Origin of the sequence: Streptomyces sp. NA04227 (assembly GCF_013364195.1) — a bacterium.
Classification (GTDB): domain Bacteria; phylum Actinomycetota; class Actinomycetes; order Streptomycetales; family Streptomycetaceae; genus Streptomyces.
Window position 1 is genome coordinate 7,190,181 of record NZ_CP054918.1, and the last position, 23,860, is coordinate 7,214,040.

Sequence of the window (23,860 nt, forward strand, 5' to 3'; positions counted from 1 at the left end):
CCGTCGGCCGACCTCAGCCGGTGAGTTCCTCGTACGCGGGCAGCGTCAGGAAGTCGGGGTAGGCGGGGTCGAGTGCGACCCGCAGGAACAGGTCGTGCGCCTGATGCCACTTGCCGTTCGCGTAGACCTCCTCGCCCAACTCGAGCCGGACCGCGTCGAGTTCGCTTGCGGCGAGCTCGCGGACCAGTTCGGGGGTGACGGTGCGGCCGTTGTCCAGGAGTACGTCCGCGTTGATCCACTGCCAGATCTGCGAGCGGGAGATCTCCGCGGTCGCGGCGTCCTCCATCAGGTGGAAGATCGCCACCGCGCCGATCCCGCGCAGCCAGGACTCGATGTAACGGATGCCCACCTGGACGGCGTTGACCAGGCCCGCGTACGTGGGCTTCGCGGTCAGCGAGTCCACCGCGAGCAGGTCGTCGGCGCTCACCCGGACGTCCTCGCGCAGCCGCTCCTTCTGATGCGGCCGCTCGCCGAGGACCGCGTCGAAGGCGGCCTCGCACACGGGCACCAGGTCCGGGTGCGCGACCCAGGACCCGTCGAAGCCGTCGGCCGCCTCCCGGTCCTTGTCGGCGCGCACCTTGCGCACCGCGCTCCGGTTCACACTCTCGTCGGCGCGCGAGGGGATGAACGCCGACATCCCGCCGATGGCATGGGCGCCCCGGCGGTGACAGGTCCGCACCAGCAACTCGGTGTACGCCCGCATGAACGGGGCGGTCATCGTCACGGCGTTGCGGTCCGGGAGGACGAACCGGGGCCCGCCGTCACGGAAGTTCTTGATCAGCGAGAAGAGATAGTCCCAGCGGCCCGCGTTCAGGCCCGAGGCGTGGGCGCGCAGTTCGTGGAGGATCTCCTCCATCTCGAAGGCGGCGGTGATCGTCTCGATGAGCACGGTCGCGCGGATCGTGCCCTGGGCGATGCCCAGACAGTCCTGCGCGAACACGAACACGTCGTTCCACAGCCGTGCTTCCAGATGCGATTCGAGCTTCGGCAAATAGAAATAGGGACCCTGGCCGCGCGCCGAGAGCCGCCGCGCGTTGTGGAAGAAGTACAGACCGAAGTCGACGAGCGCGCCTGGCACCGGCCGCCCGTCCACCAGCAGATGCCGCTCGTCCAGATGCCAGCCGCGCGGCCGTACGAGGACGGCGGGCAGCCCGCCCTCGGAGCGCAGCATGTACTCCTTGCCGGTCGCGGGGTCCGTGAAGTCGATACGGCGCTCGTGCGCGTGGAGCAGGTTGATCTGGCCCTGGACCACGTTGCGCCAGGTCGGTGCCGAGGCGTCCTCGAAGTCGGCGAGCCAGACCCGGGCGCCGGAGTTGAGTGCGTTGACGGTCATCCTGCGGTCGGTCGGACCCGTGATCTCCACCCGCCGGTCCTGCAAGGGCTCGGGCACGGCCGCGACGCGCCAGTCGTCGTCGGCGCGGATCTCGGCGGTTTCCGGCAGAAAGTCGAGCCGTCCGGTGCGCGCGATCTCCGCGCGCCGGCGCACACGCCGGGCGAGCAGTTCGTCACGCCGGGCGGCGAACAGCCGATGCAGATCCGCGACGAACAGCAGCGCGGCCTCGGTGAGCACCTCGTCCTGCCTGGGCAGGGCCTGCGCCACGACGAGGGCGGGCTCGGGCACGGGAACCGGCATCAGCAGTTCACTTCCTTCGGTCGCCTCTCCATTGTCCATGTGTCCCGCGAGCCCTGTGAGCCCTGTGCTTCCGGTGTGTGCCGGGCTTCCCGTACGTCCTGTGCGTTGGTGGGGTCCTCGCGCGGGCCGGGGCTCACCGGCGTCCGGTGCCGGTTCACGGCGCGAGCAGGCGCAGGTCCGCCTCCGTGTCGATGTCGTGGCACTCGGCGACGTCCGCGCACTCCACCTCCCGTACGGCTGCCCCCTGCGCCCGCAGGTGATCCCGCGCGCCCCGGTCCGCGACGGCGCTCTCGCCGACCGCGCGCCAGTGCGCACGCCCGAGCAGTACGGGATGCCCGCGCCGTCCCTCGTACGTGGCGGTCGCCAGCGACCCGGGATCCTCGTACGCCGAGACCACGCGCCGCACCGCCTCGGCGCCGATGCCCGGCTGGTCCACGAGGAGGACAAGGGCCGCCCCGGCCCGGGTGGCGGCGAGCGCGTCGAGGCCCGCGCGCAGTGAGGAACCCATGCCCTCCTCCCAGTCCGGGTTCTCGACCAGAACACAGCGGCCGAGTACGGCATGGCGACGCACCTCGTGGCTCGCCGCACCGAGCACCACGTGCACGGGGGCGCAACCGCCCGCGTGCAGCGCCCGTGCCGCGCGTTCCACCAGCGTCCTGCCCTCGTGCACCAACAGCGCCTTCGGCCGTCCGCCCAGCCGCTGCCCGCCGCCGGCCGCGAGCACCAGACCGGCGACCTCGGCGGGCGGGCGGTATGCCTGCTCCCTGTACGTCATGTCCCTTTGCATACCGCAGATCCCCCGCCCGCCGCGCCGTGAAACGGCGCGCCGGAGCGCGACCGGGGCCTGTTCCGGGTGGGCGCACGCCCCGATTTCCGTCAACCGCAAGGGAGTTGAATTCGGTCACCATGCTGGCGCCCGGGAGGTGTCATGTCGTTTACTGGCCCGACCCCGAACGGTGCCCGTACCGAACCGCCGGGGTTACGGGGGGCCGCACAGAACAAAACAGGGGCACAACACGCGCACAAAGACGTGCGAGGGGGCTTGAGGCTGTGTTGCGGAGCATGGGACAGACTCCAGTGGCCGGGAACGAGCAGGACCCGGGGGACCCAAGGGTAGTGACACTGCGCAAGGCCGTCTCCCGGTTGCGGCGGGAGCTGGCGGCGTATCCGGCGGAGTTCCCCGACCGGGGGATCGCGGAGGACGAACTGGCGGCGCTCCACGCGATGGCCGCGTCCGGAACACCCGAAGTGCTGCGCCTGCGCCGCTCCTTATTGCTCGTCGCGGGTTCCGCGGGATCGGTGAGCGCGCTGAGAGGGAGCCTGGCACAGGTGAGACGGGCGGTGGAACTGTTCGGCGAACTGCCGGAGGAATAGAGGACAGGACGAGCCCGGCTGCACGGCGGACCCGGCGCGGCGCGTGGTTGACGGACCGGGACGCCGAGTGAAGACTCCTTCAACAGAACGTTGAACCGGCACCCTGGGCTGTCGGCATGCTCCATCAGTACGTTCAGTACGTTGAATCAGCGGCGCGGGCCGAGGTGGCGGCGCGGGTTTCGGTTCGGCGGGCGTACGGTTCCGCACAGCAGGAGGAGCCCGGCACCGCCGTACCGAAACCCGCGGGCCGGACCTCCGACCGGTGAGCGAAGGGGTCGTGGGTGGCCGAAGCCGATCTGGTGCTGCGCTCCGCACGGGTACTGACGCGGGACGGTATGCGGCCCGCCGCCGTGGCCGTCACGGGCGAACGGATCAGTGCCGTGCTCGGCCACGACGCCCCGCCGCCGCTCGGCGCCCGCGTCGTCGACCTCGGCGAACAGGTGCTGCTGCCCGGCCTCGTCGACACCCACGTCCATGTGAACGACCCGGGCCGCAGCGCCTGGGAGGGCTTCGCCACCGCCACCAGGGCCGCGGCGGCGGGCGGCATCACCACGCTCGTCGACATGCCGCTCAACTCCATCCCGCCGACGACCTCGGTGGCCCATCTGGAGACCAAGCGGGCAGCGGCGCGTGGCCGTGTCCACGTCGATGTCGGCTTCTGGGGCGGCGCGGTCCCGGACAACACCGCAGCGCTGCGCGGCCTGCACGAGGCGGGTGTGTTCGGCTTCAAGTGCTTCCTCGCGCCGTCCGGAGTCGAGGAGTTCGGGCATCTCGACCCGGCCGGACTCGACCGGGCACTCGCCGAAATCGCCGCGTTCGACGGCCTGTTGATCGTGCACGCCGAGGACCCCGGCAGCCTGGCCGCGGCACCCGAGCCCGCGGGCGCGCGGTACGCGGGCTTCCTCGCCTCGCGCCCGCCCGTGGCCGAACAAGCCGCCATCGCCACCCTGCTCGACGCGGCCGAACGGACCGGCGCCCGGGTGCACGTACTGCATCTGTCCTCGGCCGGGGCACTGGCACCGCTGGCCGCCGCCAGACGTCGCGGCGTACGCGTCACCGTCGAGACCTGCCCCCACTTCCTCACCCTGGCCGCCGAGGAAGTCCCGGACGGGGCAACGGAGTTCAAGTGCTGCCCGCCGATCCGCGAGGCCGCCAACCGGGACGCCCTGTGGCAGGGGCTCGCCGACGGCACCATCGACTGCGTGGTCTCGGACCACTCACCGGCCACCGCGGACCTCAAGACCGGCGACTTCGGCACCGCCTGGGGCGGCATCTCCTCGCTCCAGCTCGGCCTGTCCGCCGTGTGGACCGAGGCCCGGAGCCGGGACCATGCGCTCGCGGACGTGGTCCGCTGGATGTCCGAGGCCCCCGCCGCGCTCGCCGGGCTCCCGCACAAGGGCGCCCTGGCCGCCGGGCACGACGCGGACTTCGCCGTCTTCGCGCCCGAGGAGTCGTTCACCGTCGACCCCGGCGCGCTGGAACACCGCAACCCGGTCACCGCGTACGCCGGACGCACGCTCTACGGCCGGGTCGCCCAGACCTGGCTGCGCGGCCAACGGATCCTGGCCGACGGGGAGTTCACCGACCCCGAGGGCAGGTTGCTGAAGAGGAGCCCCCGCCTGTGACCCTGCCGCCGCGCTTCACCGGTGCCGCCCCGCCCTACCCCGGCGGCGACCCGTACGCCGACTACCGCACCGCCGAGTTCGCCTTCGCGGGGCAGACCGACCTCGCCGACCGGCGCCTGGGCGCGGCCGTGATCGCCGCGAACGACGAGTTCTTCGCCGAACGCGAGAACCTGCTGCTCCCGCACCCCGCCGCGTTCGAGCCCGGGACCTTCGGCCACAAGGGCAAGATCATGGACGGCTGGGAGACTCGGCGCAGGCGCGGCACGGACGGCGCCGCCCCCGGCCCCGGCGCGGACGAACACGACTGGGCACTCGTCCGGCTCGGCCTGCCCGGAGTGGTGCACGGCGTCGTCGTCGACACCGCCCACTTCCGCGGCAACCATCCACGGTCCGTGAGCCTCGACGCCACCTGCGCCGAAGGCACCCCGGCCCCCGGCGAACTGTTGGGCCCGGACACCCGATGGACGGCACTCGTCCCGCGCACCGAGATCGGCGGGCACGCCGCGAACGGCTTCACCGTGGACGTGCCCCGCCGCTTCACACATCTGCGGCTCAGCCAGTTCCCCGACGGGGGAATCGCCAGGCTGCGGGTCCACGGGGAGCCGGTGCCCGATCCGTCCTGGCTGCTCGCCCTCGGCACCTTCGACGTACTCGCCCTGGCGCACGGCGGCCGCGTGACCGACGCCTCCGACCGCTTCTACGCACCGCCCGCCAACACCCTGATGCCGGGCAGGTCCCGACGGATGGACGAGGGCTGGGAGACCCGGCGCCGCCGCGACGACGGCCACGACTGGATCAGGTACCGGCTCGCCGCCGAGGCGCGGGTCCGCGCCGTCGAGATCGACACCGCCTGCCTGAAGGGCAACGCGGCGGGCTGGGCCGCCCTGTGGCTGCGTACCGACGACGGAACCTGGCAGCAGGTCCTCGCCCGTACCCGGCTCCAGCCCGACACCTGCCACCGCTTCCTCGTCGACGCCCCGGCGGCCACCGAGGCCCGCCTCGACATCTTCCCGGACGGGGGAATCTCCCGGCTCCGGCTCTTCGGGGCGCCGACCGAGCGGGGGAAGGAACAACTGCGGGCGCGTTATGCGGAGTTGACGCGTGACGAGGAGCCGAGCGGGGTGGAGGGCGGGGCGGGCTGAGCGTTCCGGCCCCGCGCCGTTCCTGCCCAGCGCCTTTCCTGCCCTTGTGCCGGTCTCCGGGCGGCGCGACCGACACATCCGCCCGCGCCGCCCCACTCAACTCCCCCTGTTCGCCGGCTGGTTCAGGCCGCGTGCCCCCCGTCCACGCTGAACTCCGCGCCGGTGACATAGTCCCCGCCTGGGCCCGCCAGGTGTGCCACCGTGGCGGCGACCTCCTCCGCGCGGCCGAAGCGGCCGAGCGGGATGGTGGCGGTCTGGCCCTCGGCGTAGGGGCCGTCGGCCGGGTTCATGTCGGTGTCGATGGGGCCGGGGTGCACGATGTTCGCGGTGATCCGGCGGTCGCCGAGTTCCCGTGCCAGGGCCTTGGTGAGCCCGATCAGCGCGGACTTGCTCATCGCGTAGAGGGTGCCGCCGGGACCCGGTACCCGCAGCGCGATACAGGAACCGATGGTGATGATGCGGCCGCCCTCGGCCATCCGCGCCGCCGCGGCCTGCGAGGCCAGGAAGACCCCGCGTACGTTCACCGCGAGCACACGGTCGACGTCCTCCAGGCTCAGCCCGTCCATCGGGCCGAGCACACCGATCCCGGCGTTGTTGACCAGGACGTCGAGCCTGCCGAAGGTCTCCACGGTGCGCGCCACCGCCTCCGCGGTCTCCACCGCGTCCGCGGCATCGGCCCGCAGCGCCAGTCCCCGGCGGCCCATCGCCTCGATCCGGGTCACCACCTCCTCGGCCGCCTCCTTCGACTCCGCGTACGTCAGGGCGACATCCGCGCCCTCCCGCGCCAGGCGCAGCGCGGTGGCCGCGCCGATTCCGCGGCTGCCGCCGGTCACCAGGGCCACAGTGCCGTTCATGGGTAACTCCTCTTTCTGTACGGTCCGTTGGGCGAGAGCGCATGGCACGTACGACGACCGGAACGGCGCGTACGACGCGCTGTTGCGCCTCGCGGGACCTGCTGGGCTGTGACTCCTATGCAAGCCGTCCGCGAGAGCGTTCGCTGGCGGTGATCGGACATGCAGTCCGGAGTGGGCGACGAGCGGTCCACGGGCAGGTGGCGAGCGATCCGGGGGAGAGGGTGGGGTGCGCGCGGGACCTGGGATCGCGGTCATGGCAGCCACCCTGGAGGCGATCGGGCCGGGCGCGGAGAACGGGCGTCCGGCCGGTCCGGGCGGGGGACGCTGCTGACCGGTACGGCCGTCCGTCCCGCGCGTCGCCGCGGCCGACGTCCCGTACCGATGATTCCGTGCCCGCATCCCAGTCGTACTGGGTGAGACCCCGGCATCGCAGCCGCCGGGCACGACGAGAGGCCAAACGCCATGAAGATCACCCTGACCGCCTTCGTCACCATGGACGGGGTGCACCAGGCGCCAGGCGGCCCGAACGAGGACACCAGCGACGGCTTCACCCACGGCGGCTGGTCGGTGCCCTACGGCGACGAGGACTTCGGCCGCTTCGTCACCGGAGTCTTCGACAACGCCGACGCCTTCCTGCTCGGCCGCCGCACCTACGACATCTTCGCCGCGCACTGGCCGCGCGTCACCGACCCCGAGGACCCGATCGCCACCAAGCTCAACTCGCTGCCCAAATACGTGCCTTCGAGCACGCTGGGCGAGCCGTCCTGGGCGCACACGACCGTGTTCCGCAAGAACGCGGTGGCCGAGATCGCCGAGCTGAAGCGCCGGCCGGGGCGGGAGTTGCAGATCCACGGCAGCGCCCGGCTCGCCCAGGGTCTGCTGGCCAAGAACCTGATCGACACCGTGCACCTGCTGGTCTTCCCGGTCGTCCTGGGCTCGGGCCGCAGGCTCTTCGAGGACGGCACACTCCCCACCGCCTTCCGCCTCGAAGGGCTCTCGCGCACCAGCACCGGCGTGGTCATCCACACCTACGAGGCCTCCGGGCGTCCCGAGTACGGCAGTTACGAGCTCGCCCCCGAGCAGGAGTGAGACCCCCTCCCGTCGTCTCCCGGGCCGCACGACCGGCACCGGGAGGCGGGAGACACGAGGAGATCTCGTACATCCGCAGGTGGTTCGTACAGGTTCACGGCAGGCGGTGAAGCGCTTCTGACGAGCGGTGAACTTCCGGCGAACACGCCCGACTTGGCGTTGACACGTGCCGCTCTACGCGCGTCATGCTAGAGCCATGCGAACCCCCACACGCCTTCTCGGCACCTCCGCCCTCGCCGCCGCGCTCCTCTTCGGCGGCACCGCCACCGCCGCGAGCGCCGCCGCGCCCGCCTCCGCCGGCTCGATCGCGGCCGTCGGCGACATCTGCTACTCGGCGCTCCCCGCCGAGGCCCACGACACCCTGGACCTCATCGACCAGGGCGGCCCGTACCCGTACCCGCAGGACGGCACCGTCTTCCAGAACCGCGAGGGCCTCCTGCCGTCGCAGTCGAGCGGCTACTACCACGAGTACACCGTCGAGACCCCGGGCTCCGACGACCGCGGTGCCCGCCGCATCGTCACCGGCAACTCCACCGACGAGGACTACTACACGGCCGACCACTACGAGTCCTTCGACCTGGTCGACTACGACTGCTGACCGCGCGGCACCATGTGTCCCGGCATCCTTGCGGTGCCGGGACACGCGTGTGCGCGCCGTCATCCCTGGGCCGGACGACTCTCCGCCGCCGCGAACAGGGCCACGGACAGGGCGACGAGGGTGAGGCTCGCGTAGAGCTCGTACCCGTCGAGGAAACCGATGCGCTGGACGAATCCCCAGCCGTCGAGCCAGCCGAAGAGCTCGTGCACGAGGCCCCCGGCCCCCTGCGCCAGCATGAGCAGACCGAGTCCTTCCAGAATCTTCTTCACGGCATCGATCCTCGGCCCGCGCGCCCGCCCCGGGCATCGGTCCCGCGTCGCGGCCCACGCGCCCACGGTCGTCGATCCGGGCGACGGGCCGCGACCAAAGTCGATGATCCGCGCACTTTGGTAGCCGGTCGGCGGCGGATGGCCCTGGCCGGTGGCGGGCGTGCGTAGATTGGCGGGCATGAGCAAGGAGCCCAGCGCCGGGGCGCGCGCCGTGCCGGAGTACCGCTGGCTGCTGCCCTCGGCCGTGACCCAGGAACTCGACCCGGACCAGGGTAGACGTCCCCGCCGCACCGTCCGGGACTGGCTGGTCGACTTCACCATGTTCTTCCTCGCGGTGATCGTCGGGCTGGCTGCCATGGAGTCGCTGTCGAAGGAGGACCTGCCGTCCTTCTGGTCCGCGTTGGACCAGACGCTCGGTGCGCTCGCCTGCGCCGCGATCTGGTTCCGCAGGCGGTGGCCGATGGGCCTCGCCATCGCGATGATCCTGCTGACCCTGCTGTCCAACACCGCCGGTGGCGCGGCACTGGTATCCCTTTTCAGCGTCGCTGTGCACCGGCCCTTCAAGGACGTGGCCTGGCTGGCGGGCACCGCGATCGCGGTGATACCGGTCTTCTACGCGGTGCGCCCCGACCCGGAACTGCCCTACATCGGCTCCGTCGTCCTGGGGTCGGGGCTGACCGCCGCCGCCGTCGGCTGGGGCATGTTCGTCCGCTCGCGGCGTCAGCTCATGATGAGCCTGCGGGACCGTGCGCGGCGGGCCGAGACCGAGGCCGAGCTGCGCGCCGAGCAGGCGCAGCGCCTGGCCCGCGAGGCCATCGCCCGCGAGATGCACGACGTCCTCGCGCACCGGCTCACCCTGCTCAGCGTCCACGCCGGGGCACTGGAGTTCCGCCCCGGCGCCCCCGAGAAGGAGATCGCCCGGGCCGCCGGAGTCATCCGCGAGAGCGCGCACGAGGCGCTGCAGGATCTGCGGGAGATCATCGGCGTGCTGCGGGCGAGCGACGGCGACGAGTCCGGCCGCCCGCAGCCCACCCTCGCGGCGCTCGGCACCCTGGTCTCCGAGTCCCGCTCGGCCGGGGCGAAGGTGGAACTCGACTCCCGAATCCACGCCCCCGACCAGGTCCCGGCCCTGCTCGGCCGCACCGCGTACCGCATCGTGCAGGAGGCCCTCACCAACGCCCGCAAGCACGCGCCGGGCGCCGTGGTCCACATCCTGGTCGAGGGCGAGCCGGGCTCCGCCCTCACCGTCGAGGTCCGCAATCCGCCCCCGCCCGGTGAGGTCCCCGAGGTGCCCGGCTCCGGCCAGGGCCTCATCGGCCTGACCGAGCGGGCCCATCTCGCGGGCGGGCGCCTGGAGCACGGCCGCGAACGGGACGGCGGCTTCACGGTACGGGCATGGCTGCCGTGGTCCGGGCCGTAGCCGTGCCCGGCCATGCGGTCGTGCCTGGCCATGCGGTCCTGTCCGGCCATGCGGTCGTACGCAGACGTCCGTTGCCGCAGCCGTAGTTGAAGCCGTGGTCGCGTCCGCCGCCGGGTCTCCTTCCGAGCCGGTCCGGCCGTTGCCCCCAGGTGCCCGCACCGCCGCCCGACAGAACTGGATACGGTTGCCGCCATGAACGCGATCCGTCTGCTGCTCGTCGACGACGACCCCCTCGTCCGCTCCGGACTCTCGTTCATGCTCGCGGGGGCCGAGGACATCGAGATCGTGGGCGAGGCGGCCGACGGCAGCGAGGTTCCGGCGCTGGTGGACAGCGCCCGGCCCGATGTCGTCCTGATGGACATCCGGATGCCCGCGGTGGACGGGCTGACGGCGACCGAGCAACTCCGGTCCCGCAACGAGGCGCCCGAGGTCGTCGTGCTCACCACCTTCCACGCGGACGAACAGGTGCTGCGGGCGCTGCGCGCGGGCGCCGCGGGCTTCGTTCTGAAGGACACCCCGCCCGCCGAGATCATCGAGGCCGTACGCCGCGTCGCCGCCGGGGACCCGGTCCTCTCGCCCGCGGTCACCCGGCAGTTGATGAGCCACGCGGCGGCCGGGCAGGACCCGCGCAGGTCCCGGGCCGCCGAACGGCTCGACCACCTCAACGAGCGCGAGCGCGAGGTCGCCGTCGCGGTGGGCCGGGGCCGCACGAACGCGGAGATCGCCGCCGAGCTGTACATGAGCGTGGCCACCGTGAAGACGCATGTCTCGCGCGTGCTGACCAAACTCGACCTCAACAACCGTGTGCAGATCGCCCTGTTGGTGCACGATGCCGGGATTCTGGACTAGGAGCTGTTCGGGGTTCGGATCTTGGTGAGGCCGGGTGGTGTGCTGGTCGGGGCTGGTAGAAAGCGGCGTGTGGCACGTTTTGATGTGACGGATGCTGAGTGGGCATTGCTGGAACCACACCTGCCGGTGGCCGCTTCCGGGCCGCTGCCGCGTCGGGTACGGGACCAGTTCAACGGGGTGTTGTGGCGGTTCCGCACCGGGTCGGGCTGGCGTGACGTGCCAGAACGCTACGGCCCCTGGTCCACGGTCTACTCCCGTTTCAATGCCTGGGCCAAAGCAGGGGTGTTCCAGGTGTTGATGGAAGCTCTCATCGCTGAGGCCAGCATGCGCGGGCAGGTCGGGCTTGAGCTGGTCAGCGTGGACTCCACCATCGTGCGGGCTCACCACGAAGCAGCGGGCCTGGCGGTCGCCGGGGAGACCCTGGATGCGCTGGAGCAGGCGCTGACCGAGGAAAAGGGGGCTCCGCTGGACGATCAGCCGCCGGTGTGGAGGGTGGTGCGCGCCCGTCCGCGACCGGTGCGGACACGCCGCCGGGCCAGGACCGTGCTCGCGCACGCCGCCGCACCAGGGCCCGGGCCAAGGCGGCCGGACTCGGCCGGTCCCGCGGCGGGTTAAGCAGCAAGATCCACGCCGCTGTCGATGCCCGGGGCCTGCCGCTGGCGTTCGTCCTCACTGCCGGCCAGGCCGGGGACTGTCCGCAGTTGCCGACACTCCTGAACAAGATCCGGGTGCCCGGACCGGCGGGCAGGCCCCGCACCCGCCCCCGGTCGGTGGCCGCGGACAAGGCGTACTCGTCGAAAGCGAACCGGGCCTATCTGCGCCGTCGGCACATCACCACGGTGATCCCTGAGAAGGCTGACCAGCAGGCCAACCGGAAGAAGAAGGGGTCGGCCGGTGGCCGGCCTGTCACCTTCGACCCAGAGCGCTACAAGCAGCGCAACACCGTCGAGCGCTGCTTCCAGAAACTCAAGACCTGGCGCGGTCTGGCCACCCGCTACGACAAAGCCCCGCAGAACTACGAAGCCGGACTCCACCTGCGAGGCTCAATCATGTGGTTGAAGTACCTCACCTCCACCACATGATCCGAACCCCAAACAGCTCCTAGGGCCGGTGCGGGCGGATCTTCGCTTACGATCCTCCCCGCTCACGATCCGCGCGGACTCGACCTTCACCAACTCGGTGATCCGAGCCGAAGTCGTCAACTAGTCGTTGTGGTACGGCTGTTCGGCTTGCGTGTGGGGTCGGGCGCGCGGCGGCGCCTGAGTACCCGCGCCGCGGTCGACGGGCCGAGCAGCGTCGTGGGTGGCGCCGCGAGCGACAGGACGTCGAAGAAGCGGGCGCAGAGGCCGGGGTCGACATTGGCTCCGGCAAGGACCCGCTGCATGTAGCGCTGCGAGAGCCGGTCGGCGAACTTAGGGCGCAGGCCCTCCGTCTGCGGGTAGCGCAGGTCCTCGCCGGTGGCGATGGCCCATGCCGCCGAAGCGCTGCGGGCCGCCGACTTCTGGATGCGCCGGGCGGCCCCGGGGATGTCGTCGCGGTGCCGGCCGCGCAGCAGTTCGGCGATACGGTGCGCGGTCAGTGCGGCGACGGTCATGCCGTGGCCGTAGACCGGGTTGAAGCGGCAGGCGGCGTCGCCGAGTACGACGAATCCGTCCGGCCAGCGCGAGGCACGTTCGAAGTGATGGCGCACGTTGGCGGTGTCGCGGAAGCCGGTGGCGGAGGAGAGCGGTTCGGCGTCCCGGATCGCCTCGTACAGGACCGGGCTGCGCAGGCTGCGGGTGAACTCGGTGAACGCCTCGTCGTCCGTGGGCGGCGCGTCCTCGCCACTGCCCAGGAGGGTGACGATCCAGCGCTCGCCCTCGATGGGAATGAGCACTCCGGCACGCGGAACATCGGGACCCGCCTGGACGTAAATCCCCTTCCAGGTACGGCCGTTGGCGGCGGGGGTGCGGTAATAGCGGCTGGCGTAGGCCAGTTTGGCGTCGCAGCGGGTCACGGGCGGGGCGGGGCAGTCGAGTCGGGCCAGCCAGTCGGTCGTGCGCGCGGTACGGCCGCTGGTGTCGACGACGAATCCCGCGGTGGTCTCCTCGGCGGAGGTTCCGGACGGTGCGCCGCGGCGTTTGTGGACGACGCCTCGGACCGCCCGTGTGTCGGACGAGGCGATCAAGCCGGTCACCTCGCGCCCGGAGCGTAGGGTCACGCCAGGGGTGGCCGTCACGTGGCGGCGGAGGGTCCAGTCCGTCAACTCCCGGCTGGCGTAAAGGGATTCGGTTCCCGGCAGCGGCTGGAACCAGTCCGCCGGGCTGAGCCAGAGCATGTCCGCCGGGATCCGGACCCGGTGCGCCCCGGCCGTCAGCATGTCCCGCGTGAACCCCGGGAGCATGTCCTCCAGCGTCCGCAGGCCGTGCCACCACAGCACGTGGACGTGCCGCGACTGGGCGACACCCGGTCTGAACTCCGGTCCCTCGTCGAGGAGTTCGTCCCGCTCCAGGACTGTCACACGGGAGAAGTGGGCGGCCAGTACGCGCGCGGTGAGCAGACCGGCCACGCCCGCGCCGATCACCACCGCGTGATCCTCCACCGTGCTTCGGGACATCGGCTTCCCCCCAGGGCCCAGCGGCCGCCAGGCCGGGACCGGACAAGGTGCGCACGCTCGCGCCCGGCACGCGGTGCCTCACACGCACCCGAGCAGCGTCGGACAGGGTCCCTCAATCATCAAGGGCTCGTTGGCGTACGGCGGTTGGGGAGACCGGGATCGTCCGCCCGGCGCGTCCGCCCCGTGCGCGGGTGTGCGCCCCGCGTCCGCCGTTGCGGTGCCGGGAAGCCGGGAAGCCGGGAAGCCGGGAAGCCGGGAAGCCGGGAAGCCGGGAAGCCGGGATACCCGGGAGTCCGGAAGCCCGGTGCCCGGGGGCAGGGGCCACGGAAGCGGTCGGGCTCTTTCTTTCCGCCCGGTTGTCAGAGGGGGCCGGTATCAATGAGGTACGGGCGAGCGTCGACTCCGTACTGGCGCTACGGCCTGCCCCGTCCGCCGACCCACCCGCCACGAGCAGGACAACCCACCCCCCCAGAGGTCCCACACATGAACACCGCCGAACAGCAGCGCCGTGCCGCCGAGTTCCGTGCGCTGCACGAGCAGACCGACACCTTCGTCATTCCCAACGCCTGGGACGCGGGCACCGCGCGGATCCTGCACGGACTGGGCTTCCGGGCCCTGGCCACGACCAGTGCGGGGCTGGCGCACAGCCTCGGCCGTGCGGACGGTGCGGGACTGGTGAGCCGTACGGAGACACTCGACAACGCACGGGCCATTGCCTCGGCGACCTCGCTGCCCGTCACCGCCGACCTGGAGAACGGGTTCGGTGACGCACCGGAAACGGTGGCCGAGAGCATCCGGCTGGCCGCGGCGGCCGGAGTCGTCGGGGCCTCGATCGAGGACACCACCGGGCGGCCGGAGGATCCGCTGTACGACTTCGACTCCGCGGTGGAGCGGGTGGCCGCGGCCGTCGAGGCGGCGGGGAGCCTCGGCATCCCGTTCACGCTGACGGCCCGGGCAGAGAACTTCCTCTACGGCAGGCCTGATCTCAAGGACACCATCCGGCGGTTGCGTGCCTTCGAGGCCGCGGGCGCCGATGTCCTCTACGCTCCCGGACTGCCCGACGCCGAGGCGATCCGCGAGGTCTGCTCCTCTGTGAGCCGTCCCGTGAACGTCCTTGCCGGGGGAGCGTCACGGATCAGCGTCGCGGAACTCGCCGCGCTGGGTGTCCGCCGTATCAGCCTCGGCTCCGGGCTCTCGCGCCTGGCGCTCGGCGCCGTGCGACAAGCGGCACGGGAAGTCCTGGAGCAGGGAACTTTCGACTTCGCGGCCGGGGCCCTGCCGTACGGGGAGTTGAACGGGGTCATGGCGTCGTCGGCGCGAGGAGAGGAGGGCGAAGGTCAGTAGTAGGCGGGGCTTCTCCGTTGCTGGGGCCGGGGGAGGAACTACCAGCGCTCCGGCCGCACTTCATCGCCCGGAGGGCAGTAGCGCATGCACACGGTAGGAGGACCCTTTGTGTGCGGAGCGAACCCACTGCGAGAGCGCCTCCACGATGTGCATTCCTCGGCCGTGCTCATCGCAGTCGTGGTCCGCTCCGTCCGGTGGCTGAGGAGGAGCGATGCCGAAGTCCGTGACGATGATGTGTAGCCCGTCGGGCTCGAGCGTGAGCTGCAGCGTCAGCTCGCAGCGACCGTGACGGGCGGAGTTGCCGGCGAGCTCACCGACGACGAGTTCGGCGTTCTCCAGCTCCTCGCCCGACACCCCCCCACCTCGCGAGTACGGAAGAGGCGAAACGGCGCACCCAAGGGACGTTGGAGATCTCTGCCGGCAAGGAGAGAGCGGTCTCCCGACGTGTGGGTGCGGGCGCTTTCGGTGCGGCGGCTCCCGCGGACGACAAGGGGGTCATCTGCTGGTACATGGCGGGCACCCCTCGGTGAGGTCGGCGCAGGTGTCGGACCGGAGGTCGGTCTGGGGGGAACGGGTGGGGAACGTCCTGCCGACGAGGAGAATGGTTACGTAAACATTTTTACCCGCCAGAAACGAGAGGGTCAAGTGGAGAGGTGTGGCCGCCCGTATGCCGGACCGTTTTCCCGGACCTCTGGCTGCCCGTGACGGCGCTGCGCACAAGTTCCGCCCGGCCTGCGTGGACGACAAGGCTCGGGCGCATTCGGCACGAATTCATGGCCTGGGCCCGCTCGGTGAGGGCGGCCACTCCGATATCAGGTTCAAGCGGAGCCAGGGGACGATACCGCTCGCTTGTGCCCGCCCCCCGCCTTGGACGTCAGCTCCGTCAACCGGCGGAGCAGACGCGGCCCCCGCACGAGGCGGACCCGAGCCGACGGGTTCTTCGCCCTCCCGGCCAGCCGATCGGCCTCGATACTGCTGACCGGGCGGAAATCCCCGCCGGACTCACGAGTCATGAGCAGACCTGCGGCAACGAAGTACTGATGGTCGGTCACCTGATGCTCCTTCCGGGAACTGTGGAGAACAGAATTCCCGGCCCGTGTGACCGCTCTTTTGCCGTCGGGTCACTATCCGTGACCGGTCTTTCCTCCCAGGTAACGACGGGTTTAAGAGCCTTGTCCCGCTGTGGCTGCACCGACACCCGGGCTCAACAGACTTTCCCGTGCCGGTCCGTCCAGCGAGGCGTGAGGTCTTCCTTTCCGGCTCAAGCCGTTCCGGTCGGTTCCTCCCGGGCGCCCGGCTCCGGCTCCTGCTCCTGGGCCCCTGGCGGCTGTCCGGCCCGATCCGCCGCCGCCGCGGCAGGCGCCCCGTATGCGTGCTGGGTGCCGTGCTGTACGGCGAAGACGGTTCCGGAGCCGTGGGCGTTGACGGTCTGCCGGAACGAGGAGGCCCAGGGTGCCTGCTCGGGGGTGCGGGCCGAGGCCAGTTGGTGCAGTGGTTCGCGGCAGGACGGGTCGTGGCGCAGCAGTGCCGCCAGTTCCAGGGTCCAGTAGGCGAACAGCGCCCGGCGGACTTCGTCGGGTGCCGAGGCCTCGCGCACCAGGGCGGCGTTGTCGTCGAGTTGGGTCTCGATCTCGGCCGTACGACGGTGCTCGGAGCGCCGGAACAGCGCCGTGACGGACTCCCGTGTCTCCTGCCACAGATCCGTGGCCATCGCCGCCACCAGCGCGGCGGACCCCGCTTCAGCGAGCACCGTCAACTCGTCGTTCATCGCGCCCTCTTCCCCTTCTCCACGTCGCCAACGCAGTCCGTCACGCAGTCGCTCATGTCGTCGTGCATGTCGTCCTTCGTCGCGGCCTCGTTCACTTCTGGCCGACGATCCGGATGTGCTGGTTGCCGTGCTGGGTTGCGTAGATGACACCGTTGCCCGAGGCCTTGTTGACCATCTTCGACGGGGCGGAGGCCGGGTCCGGGTCCGCGGTGCGGCGGTCGGTGTCGTCGTGCGGGGCCTCGTCGGGGGAGGTCGCGGGCGGCAGTGCCGTGCCACCGGGCACGTGCAGCCAGGCATCGGCGGTGTGTTCCTTCACGGTGAAGCCGACTTTGCGGAAGGTGTCCGGGTCGATGCCCAACTGCCCCGGGTGGACCGTCTCCTCGTGGAAGTGCCGGGACAGGAGCAGGGCCAGCGGGACGGTCCCGGGTGCCTGTGCCAGGGCGGTGCGCAACTCGGCCGCGTCGAGCATGCGGGCCAGTGTCTCCAGGGGCCGTCCGGCGACCTCGTCGACCGGGCCGAGGCAGACGTCGCCCGCGTGCAGCGCCATCCGCACCCGGACCCGCGTCAGGGGTCCCGCCAGCCGGTTGTGCGCGATCAGCCGGGCCGCCAGATCCGGTACGAGCGGGTGGATCAGTCGCGTCTTCGGTACTCGGGGAGGTGCGGTCACGCGGAAGCCGTCGCCCAGGTCCTGCACCCGGCAGGCGCGCCAGGCGATGCCGCTGTTCTCCAGGGACTCCCGTAGCGCCGTCGACAGCAGTTCACGGATCGTCAGGAGCGCCACGGTGCCGCGCCCGGCCGACCCTTCGATGTCGACGGCCAGCAGGGCCCGGTACTCCGGTTCTTGTGTCATACGGCCGCATCCCTCCGCGGATTCGGTAACCGTCGCGTTCCGTCCGGTCTTGATCGAGCCCGCGCGGACGGGCCCCGTCCCGGCCGCGCGGGCCCCGGGACGCCCTCCCCGCACGAGGCGCGGAGACGGGGCCGAACCCAATGTCGCACTCGAATGCCGCGTTCAACTCGTCGGAATACAAGGTTTGTTGTGAATGTCGGGAGGACATGGCCCGGCGTCTGTGGTGAGTGCCGCCGACGAGGCGCACACTGCACCTCCGGGAGGCGGAACCGGTTTCCGGACGGTTCCGGACGGTTCCGGACGGAGCGTGAGGACGGGCTGGGGGGACAGGACATGGACGACGGACTCGCCGTCTCGCCCGCGCGGGAACCGCAGCCGCGCGAACAGTGGCCATGGCCACGACCGAGCCTGCTCGGCGGCCTCGGCCAGGCACACCGCGACCGTCTGCTCGCGCTGGGGGCCAGGGTCCGGTACCCGGCCGAAAGGATCCTCATCCGTGAATCGGAGGAGACCGACTTCGTCCTGATCCTGCTCGACGGCGTCGTGAAGGCGACCGGCCGCACCCGCGACGGCCGGGACGCCCTGCTCGCCGTGCGGATGGGCGGAGACCTGGTCGGCGAACTCGCCGCCGTGGACGGCGGGCCACGGTCGGCGACGGTCACGACCTGCGGCCCCGTCGTCGCGCGATCGGTGACCGGCGAGGCGTTCCGCGACTGTATGCGGCGCGATCCGCAACTGGGGCAGGCCGTGAACGCCGCCGTGGTGGCCAAGCTGCGCAGCGCCAACACCCACCGCCTGGACTTCACCGGCTGCGACGTGACCACACGACTGGCGCGGGTGCTGCACCAGATCGCGAGGACCTACGGCCGGCCGGTCGGCCGGGGCGCCGCCATCCACTGGCCGCTCACCCAGCCCGAACTCGCGACGCTGGCCGGAGCAGCCGAACCCAGCGTGCACAAGGCCCTGCGCAGACTCCGGGAGGCGGGCGCGGTCTCGACCGGCTACCGCACCGTGACCATCGACGACCTCGCCCTGCTGAACAGCATCGCGTTCGACTGAGCCACCTACCGACGGCCGGGGCCGCGGCACCGGTGCGGCCGCCGCGGCACCCGACCCGCACCACGGACCGAGAACGGGCAGCCAAGATTCCCCAAACCCGTTGATTGACGGTATTGCCCCGCAGACCCGTGTCTAGCCTCACGAAAGGAGGCTCGGCCGACCCTCCGGCGCCGCCCGACTGCCGGACATCGCGCTCCTCCAGCACACGCACAGCCTGCACGCACGGCCCGACCGAGGCACAGGGAACGCCGTACGCCCCTTCGAGACGTCGGCCTCAACTCCTCTTGTGCATACCGATGTTGGGCCACCGAAGGCGACCGAGAGCACAGGCCAGAGCGAGAGCACAGGCTCAAGAGAACGGGGTGGCAGATGAACGACGTGTACGAGTACGAGAACACGGATGCGGCGAGCGACCCGCCCGGCGAGGACGGGGCGGTACACGGGCCCGCCGAGCGGCACCGGATCGACATCGGCGGCAACGCGGGCGGGCCGGTGATCGCGGGCAACTACAACATGGTGATCGACGCCCAGCACGGCTCGAGGGTGACCATGCTGACCCAGGGCGAACGGCCGTTGCCCGTGCGCCGCGACCGGGTGGCACTGCTGCCCCGGCGGCAGCCCGCGCCGCTGGGCCGGGACACCGAACTCGCCGCGCTCGCCGCGGCCGTCAGGGCCGGGGGCCCGGTGCAGCTCTGGGGACCGCCGGGCGTCGGCAAGAGCACCGTGCTGCGGTACGCGGCACAGCGTCTCGACCCCGGGCCGGACGGGGTGCTCTTCCTCTCCGCGGCCCACCGCGAGGTCGAGGACCTCACCCAGGAAGTCTTCGAAGCCTGCTACGAGGCCGCGGGCTACGCACCGGCGAGCGCCGAACTGCGCCGCCTGATGGCCGGAGTACGGATCACGGTCTACGTCGACAACGCCGCGCTGAGCCCGGAGCAGGTCCGCGAACTCCTCGACGCCGCTCCCGACGCGACCTTCGTGTTCGCCGGCCGGGACCGGTCGCTGCTCGGCGAGGGCACCGCACTACAGGTCCACGGGCTGGACCGGGCCGCCGCGTTCGCCCTCCTCGCCCGCGAACTCGGCCGCGCCCTCACCGGGAACGAGCGCACCGCCGCCGACCTGTGGAAGACCGCGACCGGCCGACCGCTGCTCCTGTTGCATGCCGCCGCCCTCGCCCGCCTGGACTCCTCGGGCGAACCGAAGCTCCCGGCCCCGGGCGCCGTCGCGGAGCTGCTGCCGCTCATCCTCGAACGGTTGAACACGGCCGCCGTGAACGTCCTGCGCCTCCTCACCACACTGGAAGACGCCGAACTGGCGCCCGTGCACATCGGCACCCTGGCGGGCGTACCCGACCCGGTCCGCCTCTGTGACACCCTCACCGGTCTCGGACTCGCGGAGACCACCGAACGCGGATACCGCTGTGCGCCCGGCACGGTGTCCGCGGTGCGGGGCCGGTACCCGGAGCCCTTCCCCGGGGACCGGTTGTGCGAGCACTTCGCCCACTGGGCGGCACTGCCCGGCACCACACCGGCCGAAGTCGCCGACCACGCACGCGCGTTGGAGATCTCGGCCGAGCTGGCAGAACGGTCCGGACGGGCGGATCTCGCGATCCGGGTGGCCAGGGCCGCCGCACCGGCCCTGGCCCAGTCGCTGCGCTTCGGAGTGTGGGGGCGGGTGCTCGGCGCCGGGCGCAGCGCGGCCGACGCCGCGGCCGACCCGCAGGCAAGGGCCTACTTCACCCACGAGCAGGGTGTACGCACCCTGGTGACCGGCCGACGCGTCGTGTCCGCCGTCCTGCTGGCCGAAGCGGCGCTGCTGTGGCGGCAGTTGGGCAACGGCCAGGGCGCCGACGCCGCGGCCGGAGCCCAGCAACTCGCCCCGTCCGCACCCACCGTGCCGGACACACCCCCGGACCCCACCGGTTCACTCGATCCCACCTCGCCGACCGCGCCCGCGGACTCTCCGCAACCGGATCCGACGGCCGGGGCGGATCCGACGACGAACCTGGATCCGACGACGGTCCATGGCCCGACGACGAGTCCGGATCCGACGACGAGTGTGGATCCGACCACGGGCCCGGACCTGACCTCCGTAGACCCGAACTCCGCACTGGAACAGGGCACGAGCCACACGGGCCCCGACCTGAGCACCACGCACAGCGGGACGGGACCCGATGTCTCCACCGGGCCCGATCTCACCACCGGGCCCGACCTCTCCACCGGGCCGGACTTCTCCAACGGGCCCGGACCGGACTTCAGTTCCGGACCGGACTTCACCACCGGACCCGACCCCGTGTTCGACCCGAGTCCGGCAGCCGACCAACTGGCTTCCCAGGGCTCGCAGTTCGCCCAGACTGTACCGGCGGCCGGTTCTCCGCCGCCGATGCCGCCGCCCGGCGCCGTGGAAGCCAGTAGCGCGGCGAGCGGTATCGGTGGCACGGCGACCGGCGCCACCGCCGCGGCGGGCGCTGCCGCGGGCGGGGCGTCCGCGCTCACCGGCATCCTCACCGCGATCGCCGTCGTGCTCGCCGTCGCCATCGGCGGAGTCGCCGTCAGCCAGCAGGACTCGGGTGACGAACCGGCTGCTACGGAGACCGGGTTGGCCGGGACCTGGCGGGACAGCGAGGGAGGTACATCCGAGATCGAGCAGACCGGGTCCTCCACGTACACGACTGACGGCACCAGTCCATGCGGTGAGGCCTACACCACGGAAATCACCGGGAGCGGCGGCAGTTACAGCGCCACCGGGCCGCTGTACGACGTGGGGACCGACAACTGCGAGTCCGTCGGAACCGTCGACGTCACGATCACCATGGGCGCCGACACCGACGTCATCCAAGTGGTGAAGGAACTGTCGGCCGACGTGGACACCGACGAGGTGGAGTGTTACGACTGCGGAACCTACACGCTGAATCGCGTTCCGTAGCCCATACCCCACCGTACCTGGCGCCCCTCACACCCCAGTCGAACTCCCCGCACACGAACAGGAGTTGGCCATGGCATCCGCATCAGGCGACCGCTACAGCATCCGTATCGGAGGCGACGCCGCCGGTCCCGTAGTCGCCGGGAACGAGAACCGTGTGGAGGTGCACCAGTCGGAGCCCGCCACTTCGGCCGACGGCGCACGAGCCGGGGAGCAGGAGCCCGCTGCCCCCAGCCAGACCAACACGGCCAAGGACCACAGCAGTCTCTACACGGTGATGAACGGTGAGATGCACATTCACCGGGACGCCTCACCTCAAGCACCCGCAACTACCCAGGAGGAGTAGGCGAGTTGAGGAGCCGAGGGGGAGGCGGCCCCCTGAGCGGCCTCACCCCCCGCGCTCTACGCGCTCCCCGCGATCTCCGCCATCTCCACCCGCCGCCCCTCCCGCCGCGAAAGCTCGCACGCCTCGGCGATCCGCAGTGCCCACAGCGCCTCGTGGCCGTCGCACGGATTGTCCCGTCGGCCCTCCACCACCTCGACGAACGCGGCGAGTTCGGCTTCGTAGGCAGGGGCGAAGCGCTCCAGGAAGCCGGGCCAGGGTTTGTCGGCGGCGGGTGGCCCCGCGGGTTCGGTGGAGGCGATGGGAGTGCGGTCGTCGAGACCTACGGCGACCTGGTCGAGTTCTCCGGCCAGTTCCATCCGTACGTCGTAGCCCGCTCCGTTGCAGCGGGTGGCCGTCGCGGTGGCGAGGGTGCCGTCGTCGAGGGTGAGTACGGCCGCTGCGGTGTCCACGTCGCCCGCCTCGCGGAACATCGCGGGCCCCCGGTCCGAACCGGTCGCGTAGACCTCGGTGATCTCACGGCCCGTCACCCAGCGCAGGATGTCGAAGTCGTGGACCAGACAGTCCCGGAACAGGCCGCCGGAGAGCGGGAGATACGCGGCGGGCGGCGGCGCCGGGTCGGAGGTGATCGCCCGTACGGTGTGCAGACGACCGAGCCGACCGGTGCGTACCGCCTCGCGGGCCGTGATGTATCCCGCGTCGAACCGGCGCTGAAAGCCGAGTTGGAGGACCGTTCCGGCGCTGTCCACCTCGCCGAGCGCGGCCAGAGTGCCCGGCAGGTCCAGTGCGATCGGCTTCTCGCAGAAGACCGGCAGCGAGGCGCGGGCGGCGCGGGCGATCAGTTCGGCGTGCGCCGCCGTCGCCGCGGTGATCACCACGGCGTCCACGCCCCAGGCGAAGACCTCGTCGGCGCCGGGCGCGGCGGTGGCGCCCACCCGGTCGGCGAGCGCGCGGCCGCGGGCAGGATCCGCGTCGGCGACGACCAGCGAACCCACCGCGGGATGACGACTGAGCGAGGTGGCATGAAAAGTGCCGATACGACCCGCTCCGATGAGTCCGATGCGCATGGCTCCCAACCTGGCCTGATCCGACCTTTCTGTCAATCTTTTGTCCTTACATTCGAACGTTCGCTTCTTCGGGGCTTCCGGGTCCTCTACCCTGCGGCTACGCTCGCCAAGTGCCCACACCCGACCCGGATCCGACCGCCTCGCTCAGGCTCGCCGTCGACCGCAACAGCCCGGTCCCGCTGTACTTCCAGCTGTCCCGGCAACTCGAGTCCGCGATCGCGGAGGGCACCCTCGCCGCGGGCAGTCTGCTCGGCAACGAGATCGCCCTCGCCGCTCGGCTCGGCCTGTCCCGGCCCACCGTCCGCCAGGCCATCCAGACCCTCGTCGACAAGGGCCTGCTGGTCCGGCGCCGCGGAGTGGGCACCCAGGTCGTGCAGAGCACGGTCCGGCGCCCGCTGGAGCTGAGGAGCCTCTACGAGGACCTGGCCGCCGACGGGCGCGGCCCCACCACTCGGGTACTCGCCAACGCGGTGGTCCCCGCCCCGCCCGAGGCCGCCGCCGCCCTCGGTGTCGCGGCCGGTGATCCGGTGCGGCGCATCGAGCGACTGCGCTACGCCCACGGCGAACCGCTGGCCCGGCTCTGCAACCATCTGCCGGTCCGGCTCCCCGGCCTGGACGACGAGAGCCTGGAGGCGGGCGGCCTCTACGCACTGCTGCGCGCCGCCGGTGTCACGCTGCACAGTGCCCGCCAGCGCATCGGCGCCCACGCCGCGAGCCCCGAGGAGGCCGGGCTGCTCGCGGAGGAGACCGGCGCGCCCCTGCTCACGATGGAACGCACCGCCTTCGACGACACCGGACGCCCGGTCGAGTTCGGCGTCCACCAGTTCCGCGCCTCCCGCTACTGCTTCGACTTCCAACTCCTCGTACGCCCGTGAAGCACTTGGGGCTCCGGCTTCTCGTACGCCCGTGAACGCCTCGCGTACGCCCATCAACGCCTGGCCGTCCCGGCTCTCCGTACGCCCGTGAACGCTTTTTCGGCCCCTCGGCCCATTCCGTACGGTCTGCTTTGTCATTGACGGGGCGTGCCCGCACCGCTACAACTCGACCAGCCGTCGCAC

21 protein-coding genes and 1 pseudogene are annotated in these 23,860 nt (G+C 71.6%); 13 read left to right on the forward strand and 9 right to left on the reverse strand.

Features of this window, described 5'->3' with window-relative positions; all coding sequences use genetic code 11:
* Positions 1–13 precede the first annotated feature (13 nt).
* Both aceB and HUT18_RS30335 read right to left on the reverse strand, forming a co-directional pair.
* Positions 14–1,633 carry a malate synthase A gene (gene aceB / locus HUT18_RS30330; protein ID WP_176103723.1) on the reverse strand — a complete coding sequence of 540 codons (1,620 nt, stop codon included), beginning with the start codon at positions 1,631–1,633 and terminating at the stop codon, positions 14–16.
* A gap of 154 nt (positions 1,634–1,787) precedes the next feature.
* The gene (locus HUT18_RS30335) at positions 1,788–2,408 is read right to left on the reverse strand and encodes an NTP transferase domain-containing protein (RefSeq protein WP_176103724.1); all 621 of its coding nucleotides are present in this window, start codon (positions 2,406–2,408) and stop codon (positions 1,788–1,790) included.
* 275 nt (positions 2,409–2,683) lie between these two features.
* On the opposite strand from HUT18_RS30335, the gene HUT18_RS30340 reads away from it, so the two are divergent.
* The 3 genes from HUT18_RS30340 to alc all read left to right on the forward strand — a co-directional run bounded on the left by HUT18_RS30340 (position 2,684) and on the right by alc (position 5,774).
* Complete coding sequence (locus tag HUT18_RS30340; protein WP_176103725.1) at positions 2,684–3,007, forward strand: DUF5955 family protein; 324 nt, start codon at positions 2,684–2,686, stop codon at positions 3,005–3,007.
* 281 nt (positions 3,008–3,288) lie between these two features.
* Positions 3,289–4,632, forward strand: a complete 1,344-nt coding sequence (gene allB / locus HUT18_RS30345; protein ID WP_176103726.1) for an allantoinase AllB — start codon at positions 3,289–3,291, stop codon at positions 4,630–4,632.
* Complete coding sequence (alc, locus tag HUT18_RS30350; protein WP_176103727.1) at positions 4,629–5,774, forward strand: allantoicase; 1,146 nt, start codon at positions 4,629–4,631, stop codon at positions 5,772–5,774. Before allB ends, alc begins: the two co-directional genes overlap by 4 nt.
* A gap of 122 nt (positions 5,775–5,896) precedes the next feature.
* Here alc and HUT18_RS30355 read toward each other — a convergent pair whose 3' ends face one another.
* Positions 5,897–6,628, reverse strand: coding sequence for an SDR family oxidoreductase (locus HUT18_RS30355; RefSeq protein WP_176103728.1), 732 nt, complete (start codon positions 6,626–6,628; stop codon positions 5,897–5,899).
* Positions 6,629–7,090: 462 nt separating this feature from the next.
* Between HUT18_RS30355 and HUT18_RS30360 the strand changes: the two genes are divergently transcribed.
* Positions 7,091–7,717 (forward strand): dihydrofolate reductase family protein, encoded by a 627-nt coding sequence (locus HUT18_RS30360; protein WP_176103729.1) that lies wholly within the window; start codon positions 7,091–7,093, stop codon positions 7,715–7,717.
* 196 nt (positions 7,718–7,913) lie between these two features.
* Positions 7,914–8,315, forward strand: coding sequence for a ribonuclease domain-containing protein (locus tag HUT18_RS30365; RefSeq protein ID WP_176103730.1), 402 nt, complete (start codon positions 7,914–7,916; stop codon positions 8,313–8,315).
* Between the two features lie 59 nt (positions 8,316–8,374).
* Here HUT18_RS30365 and HUT18_RS30370 read toward each other — a convergent pair whose 3' ends face one another.
* Positions 8,375–8,584, reverse strand: a complete 210-nt coding sequence (locus HUT18_RS30370) for a hypothetical protein (protein WP_176103731.1) — start codon at positions 8,582–8,584, stop codon at positions 8,375–8,377.
* A gap of 178 nt (positions 8,585–8,762) precedes the next feature.
* Between HUT18_RS30370 and HUT18_RS30375 the strand changes: the two genes are divergently transcribed.
* From HUT18_RS30375 to HUT18_RS30385, 3 genes and pseudogenes are all read left to right on the forward strand, one after another.
* Positions 8,763–10,004: a sensor histidine kinase gene (locus HUT18_RS30375; RefSeq protein WP_176103732.1), complete on the forward strand. Its 1,242-nt coding sequence runs from the start codon at positions 8,763–8,765 to the stop codon at positions 10,002–10,004.
* 192 nt (positions 10,005–10,196) lie between these two features.
* Complete coding sequence (locus HUT18_RS30380; protein ID WP_176103733.1) at positions 10,197–10,853, forward strand: response regulator transcription factor; 657 nt, start codon at positions 10,197–10,199, stop codon at positions 10,851–10,853.
* A gap of 69 nt (positions 10,854–10,922) precedes the next feature.
* Positions 10,923–11,935 (forward strand): annotated as a pseudogene (locus HUT18_RS30385) (IS5 family transposase).
* Positions 11,936–12,051: 116 nt separating this feature from the next.
* Here HUT18_RS30385 and HUT18_RS30390 read toward each other — a convergent pair.
* Positions 12,052–13,449: an NAD(P)/FAD-dependent oxidoreductase gene (locus HUT18_RS30390; RefSeq protein WP_176103734.1), complete on the reverse strand. Its 1,398-nt coding sequence runs from the start codon at positions 13,447–13,449 to the stop codon at positions 12,052–12,054.
* Between the two features lie 483 nt (positions 13,450–13,932).
* Between HUT18_RS30390 and HUT18_RS30395 the strand changes: the two genes are divergently transcribed.
* The gene (locus tag HUT18_RS30395; RefSeq protein WP_176103735.1) at positions 13,933–14,793 is read left to right on the forward strand and encodes an isocitrate lyase/phosphoenolpyruvate mutase family protein; all 861 of its coding nucleotides are present in this window, start codon (positions 13,933–13,935) and stop codon (positions 14,791–14,793) included.
* A gap of 60 nt (positions 14,794–14,853) precedes the next feature.
* Here the strand turns inward: HUT18_RS30395 and HUT18_RS30400 are convergent, their stop codons facing one another.
* From HUT18_RS30400 to HUT18_RS30410, 3 genes are all read right to left on the reverse strand, one after another.
* Entirely contained in the window at positions 14,854–15,147 is a 294-nt protein-coding gene (locus HUT18_RS30400; RefSeq protein WP_176103736.1) for an ATP-binding protein, read from the reverse strand.
* A gap of 907 nt (positions 15,148–16,054) precedes the next feature.
* Complete coding sequence (locus tag HUT18_RS30405; protein ID WP_176103737.1) at positions 16,055–16,561, reverse strand: hypothetical protein; 507 nt, start codon at positions 16,559–16,561, stop codon at positions 16,055–16,057.
* A gap of 91 nt (positions 16,562–16,652) precedes the next feature.
* Positions 16,653–17,411 (reverse strand): hypothetical protein, encoded by a 759-nt coding sequence (locus HUT18_RS30410; protein WP_176103738.1) that lies wholly within the window; start codon positions 17,409–17,411, stop codon positions 16,653–16,655.
* Positions 17,412–17,744: 333 nt separating this feature from the next.
* Here HUT18_RS30410 and HUT18_RS30415 point away from each other — a divergent pair, with 333 nt between their 5' ends.
* From HUT18_RS30415 to HUT18_RS30425, 3 genes are all read left to right on the forward strand, one after another.
* The gene (locus tag HUT18_RS30415; RefSeq protein WP_176103739.1) at positions 17,745–18,470 is read left to right on the forward strand and encodes a Crp/Fnr family transcriptional regulator; all 726 of its coding nucleotides are present in this window, start codon (positions 17,745–17,747) and stop codon (positions 18,468–18,470) included.
* A gap of 369 nt (positions 18,471–18,839) precedes the next feature.
* Entirely contained in the window at positions 18,840–21,395 is a 2,556-nt protein-coding gene (locus HUT18_RS30420; protein WP_176103740.1) for an ATP-binding protein, read from the forward strand.
* A gap of 70 nt (positions 21,396–21,465) precedes the next feature.
* Complete coding sequence (locus HUT18_RS30425; protein ID WP_176103741.1) at positions 21,466–21,738, forward strand: hypothetical protein; 273 nt, start codon at positions 21,466–21,468, stop codon at positions 21,736–21,738.
* Between the two features lie 56 nt (positions 21,739–21,794).
* Here the strand turns inward: HUT18_RS30425 and HUT18_RS30430 are convergent, their stop codons facing one another.
* Positions 21,795–22,802: a Gfo/Idh/MocA family oxidoreductase gene (locus tag HUT18_RS30430; RefSeq protein ID WP_176103742.1), complete on the reverse strand. Its 1,008-nt coding sequence runs from the start codon at positions 22,800–22,802 to the stop codon at positions 21,795–21,797.
* 110 nt (positions 22,803–22,912) lie between these two features.
* Between HUT18_RS30430 and HUT18_RS30435 the strand changes: the two genes are divergently transcribed.
* Positions 22,913–23,677 carry a GntR family transcriptional regulator gene (locus tag HUT18_RS30435; protein WP_176103743.1) on the forward strand — a complete coding sequence of 255 codons (765 nt, stop codon included), beginning with the start codon at positions 22,913–22,915 and terminating at the stop codon, positions 23,675–23,677.
* Positions 23,678–23,860: the final 183 nt, after the last annotated feature.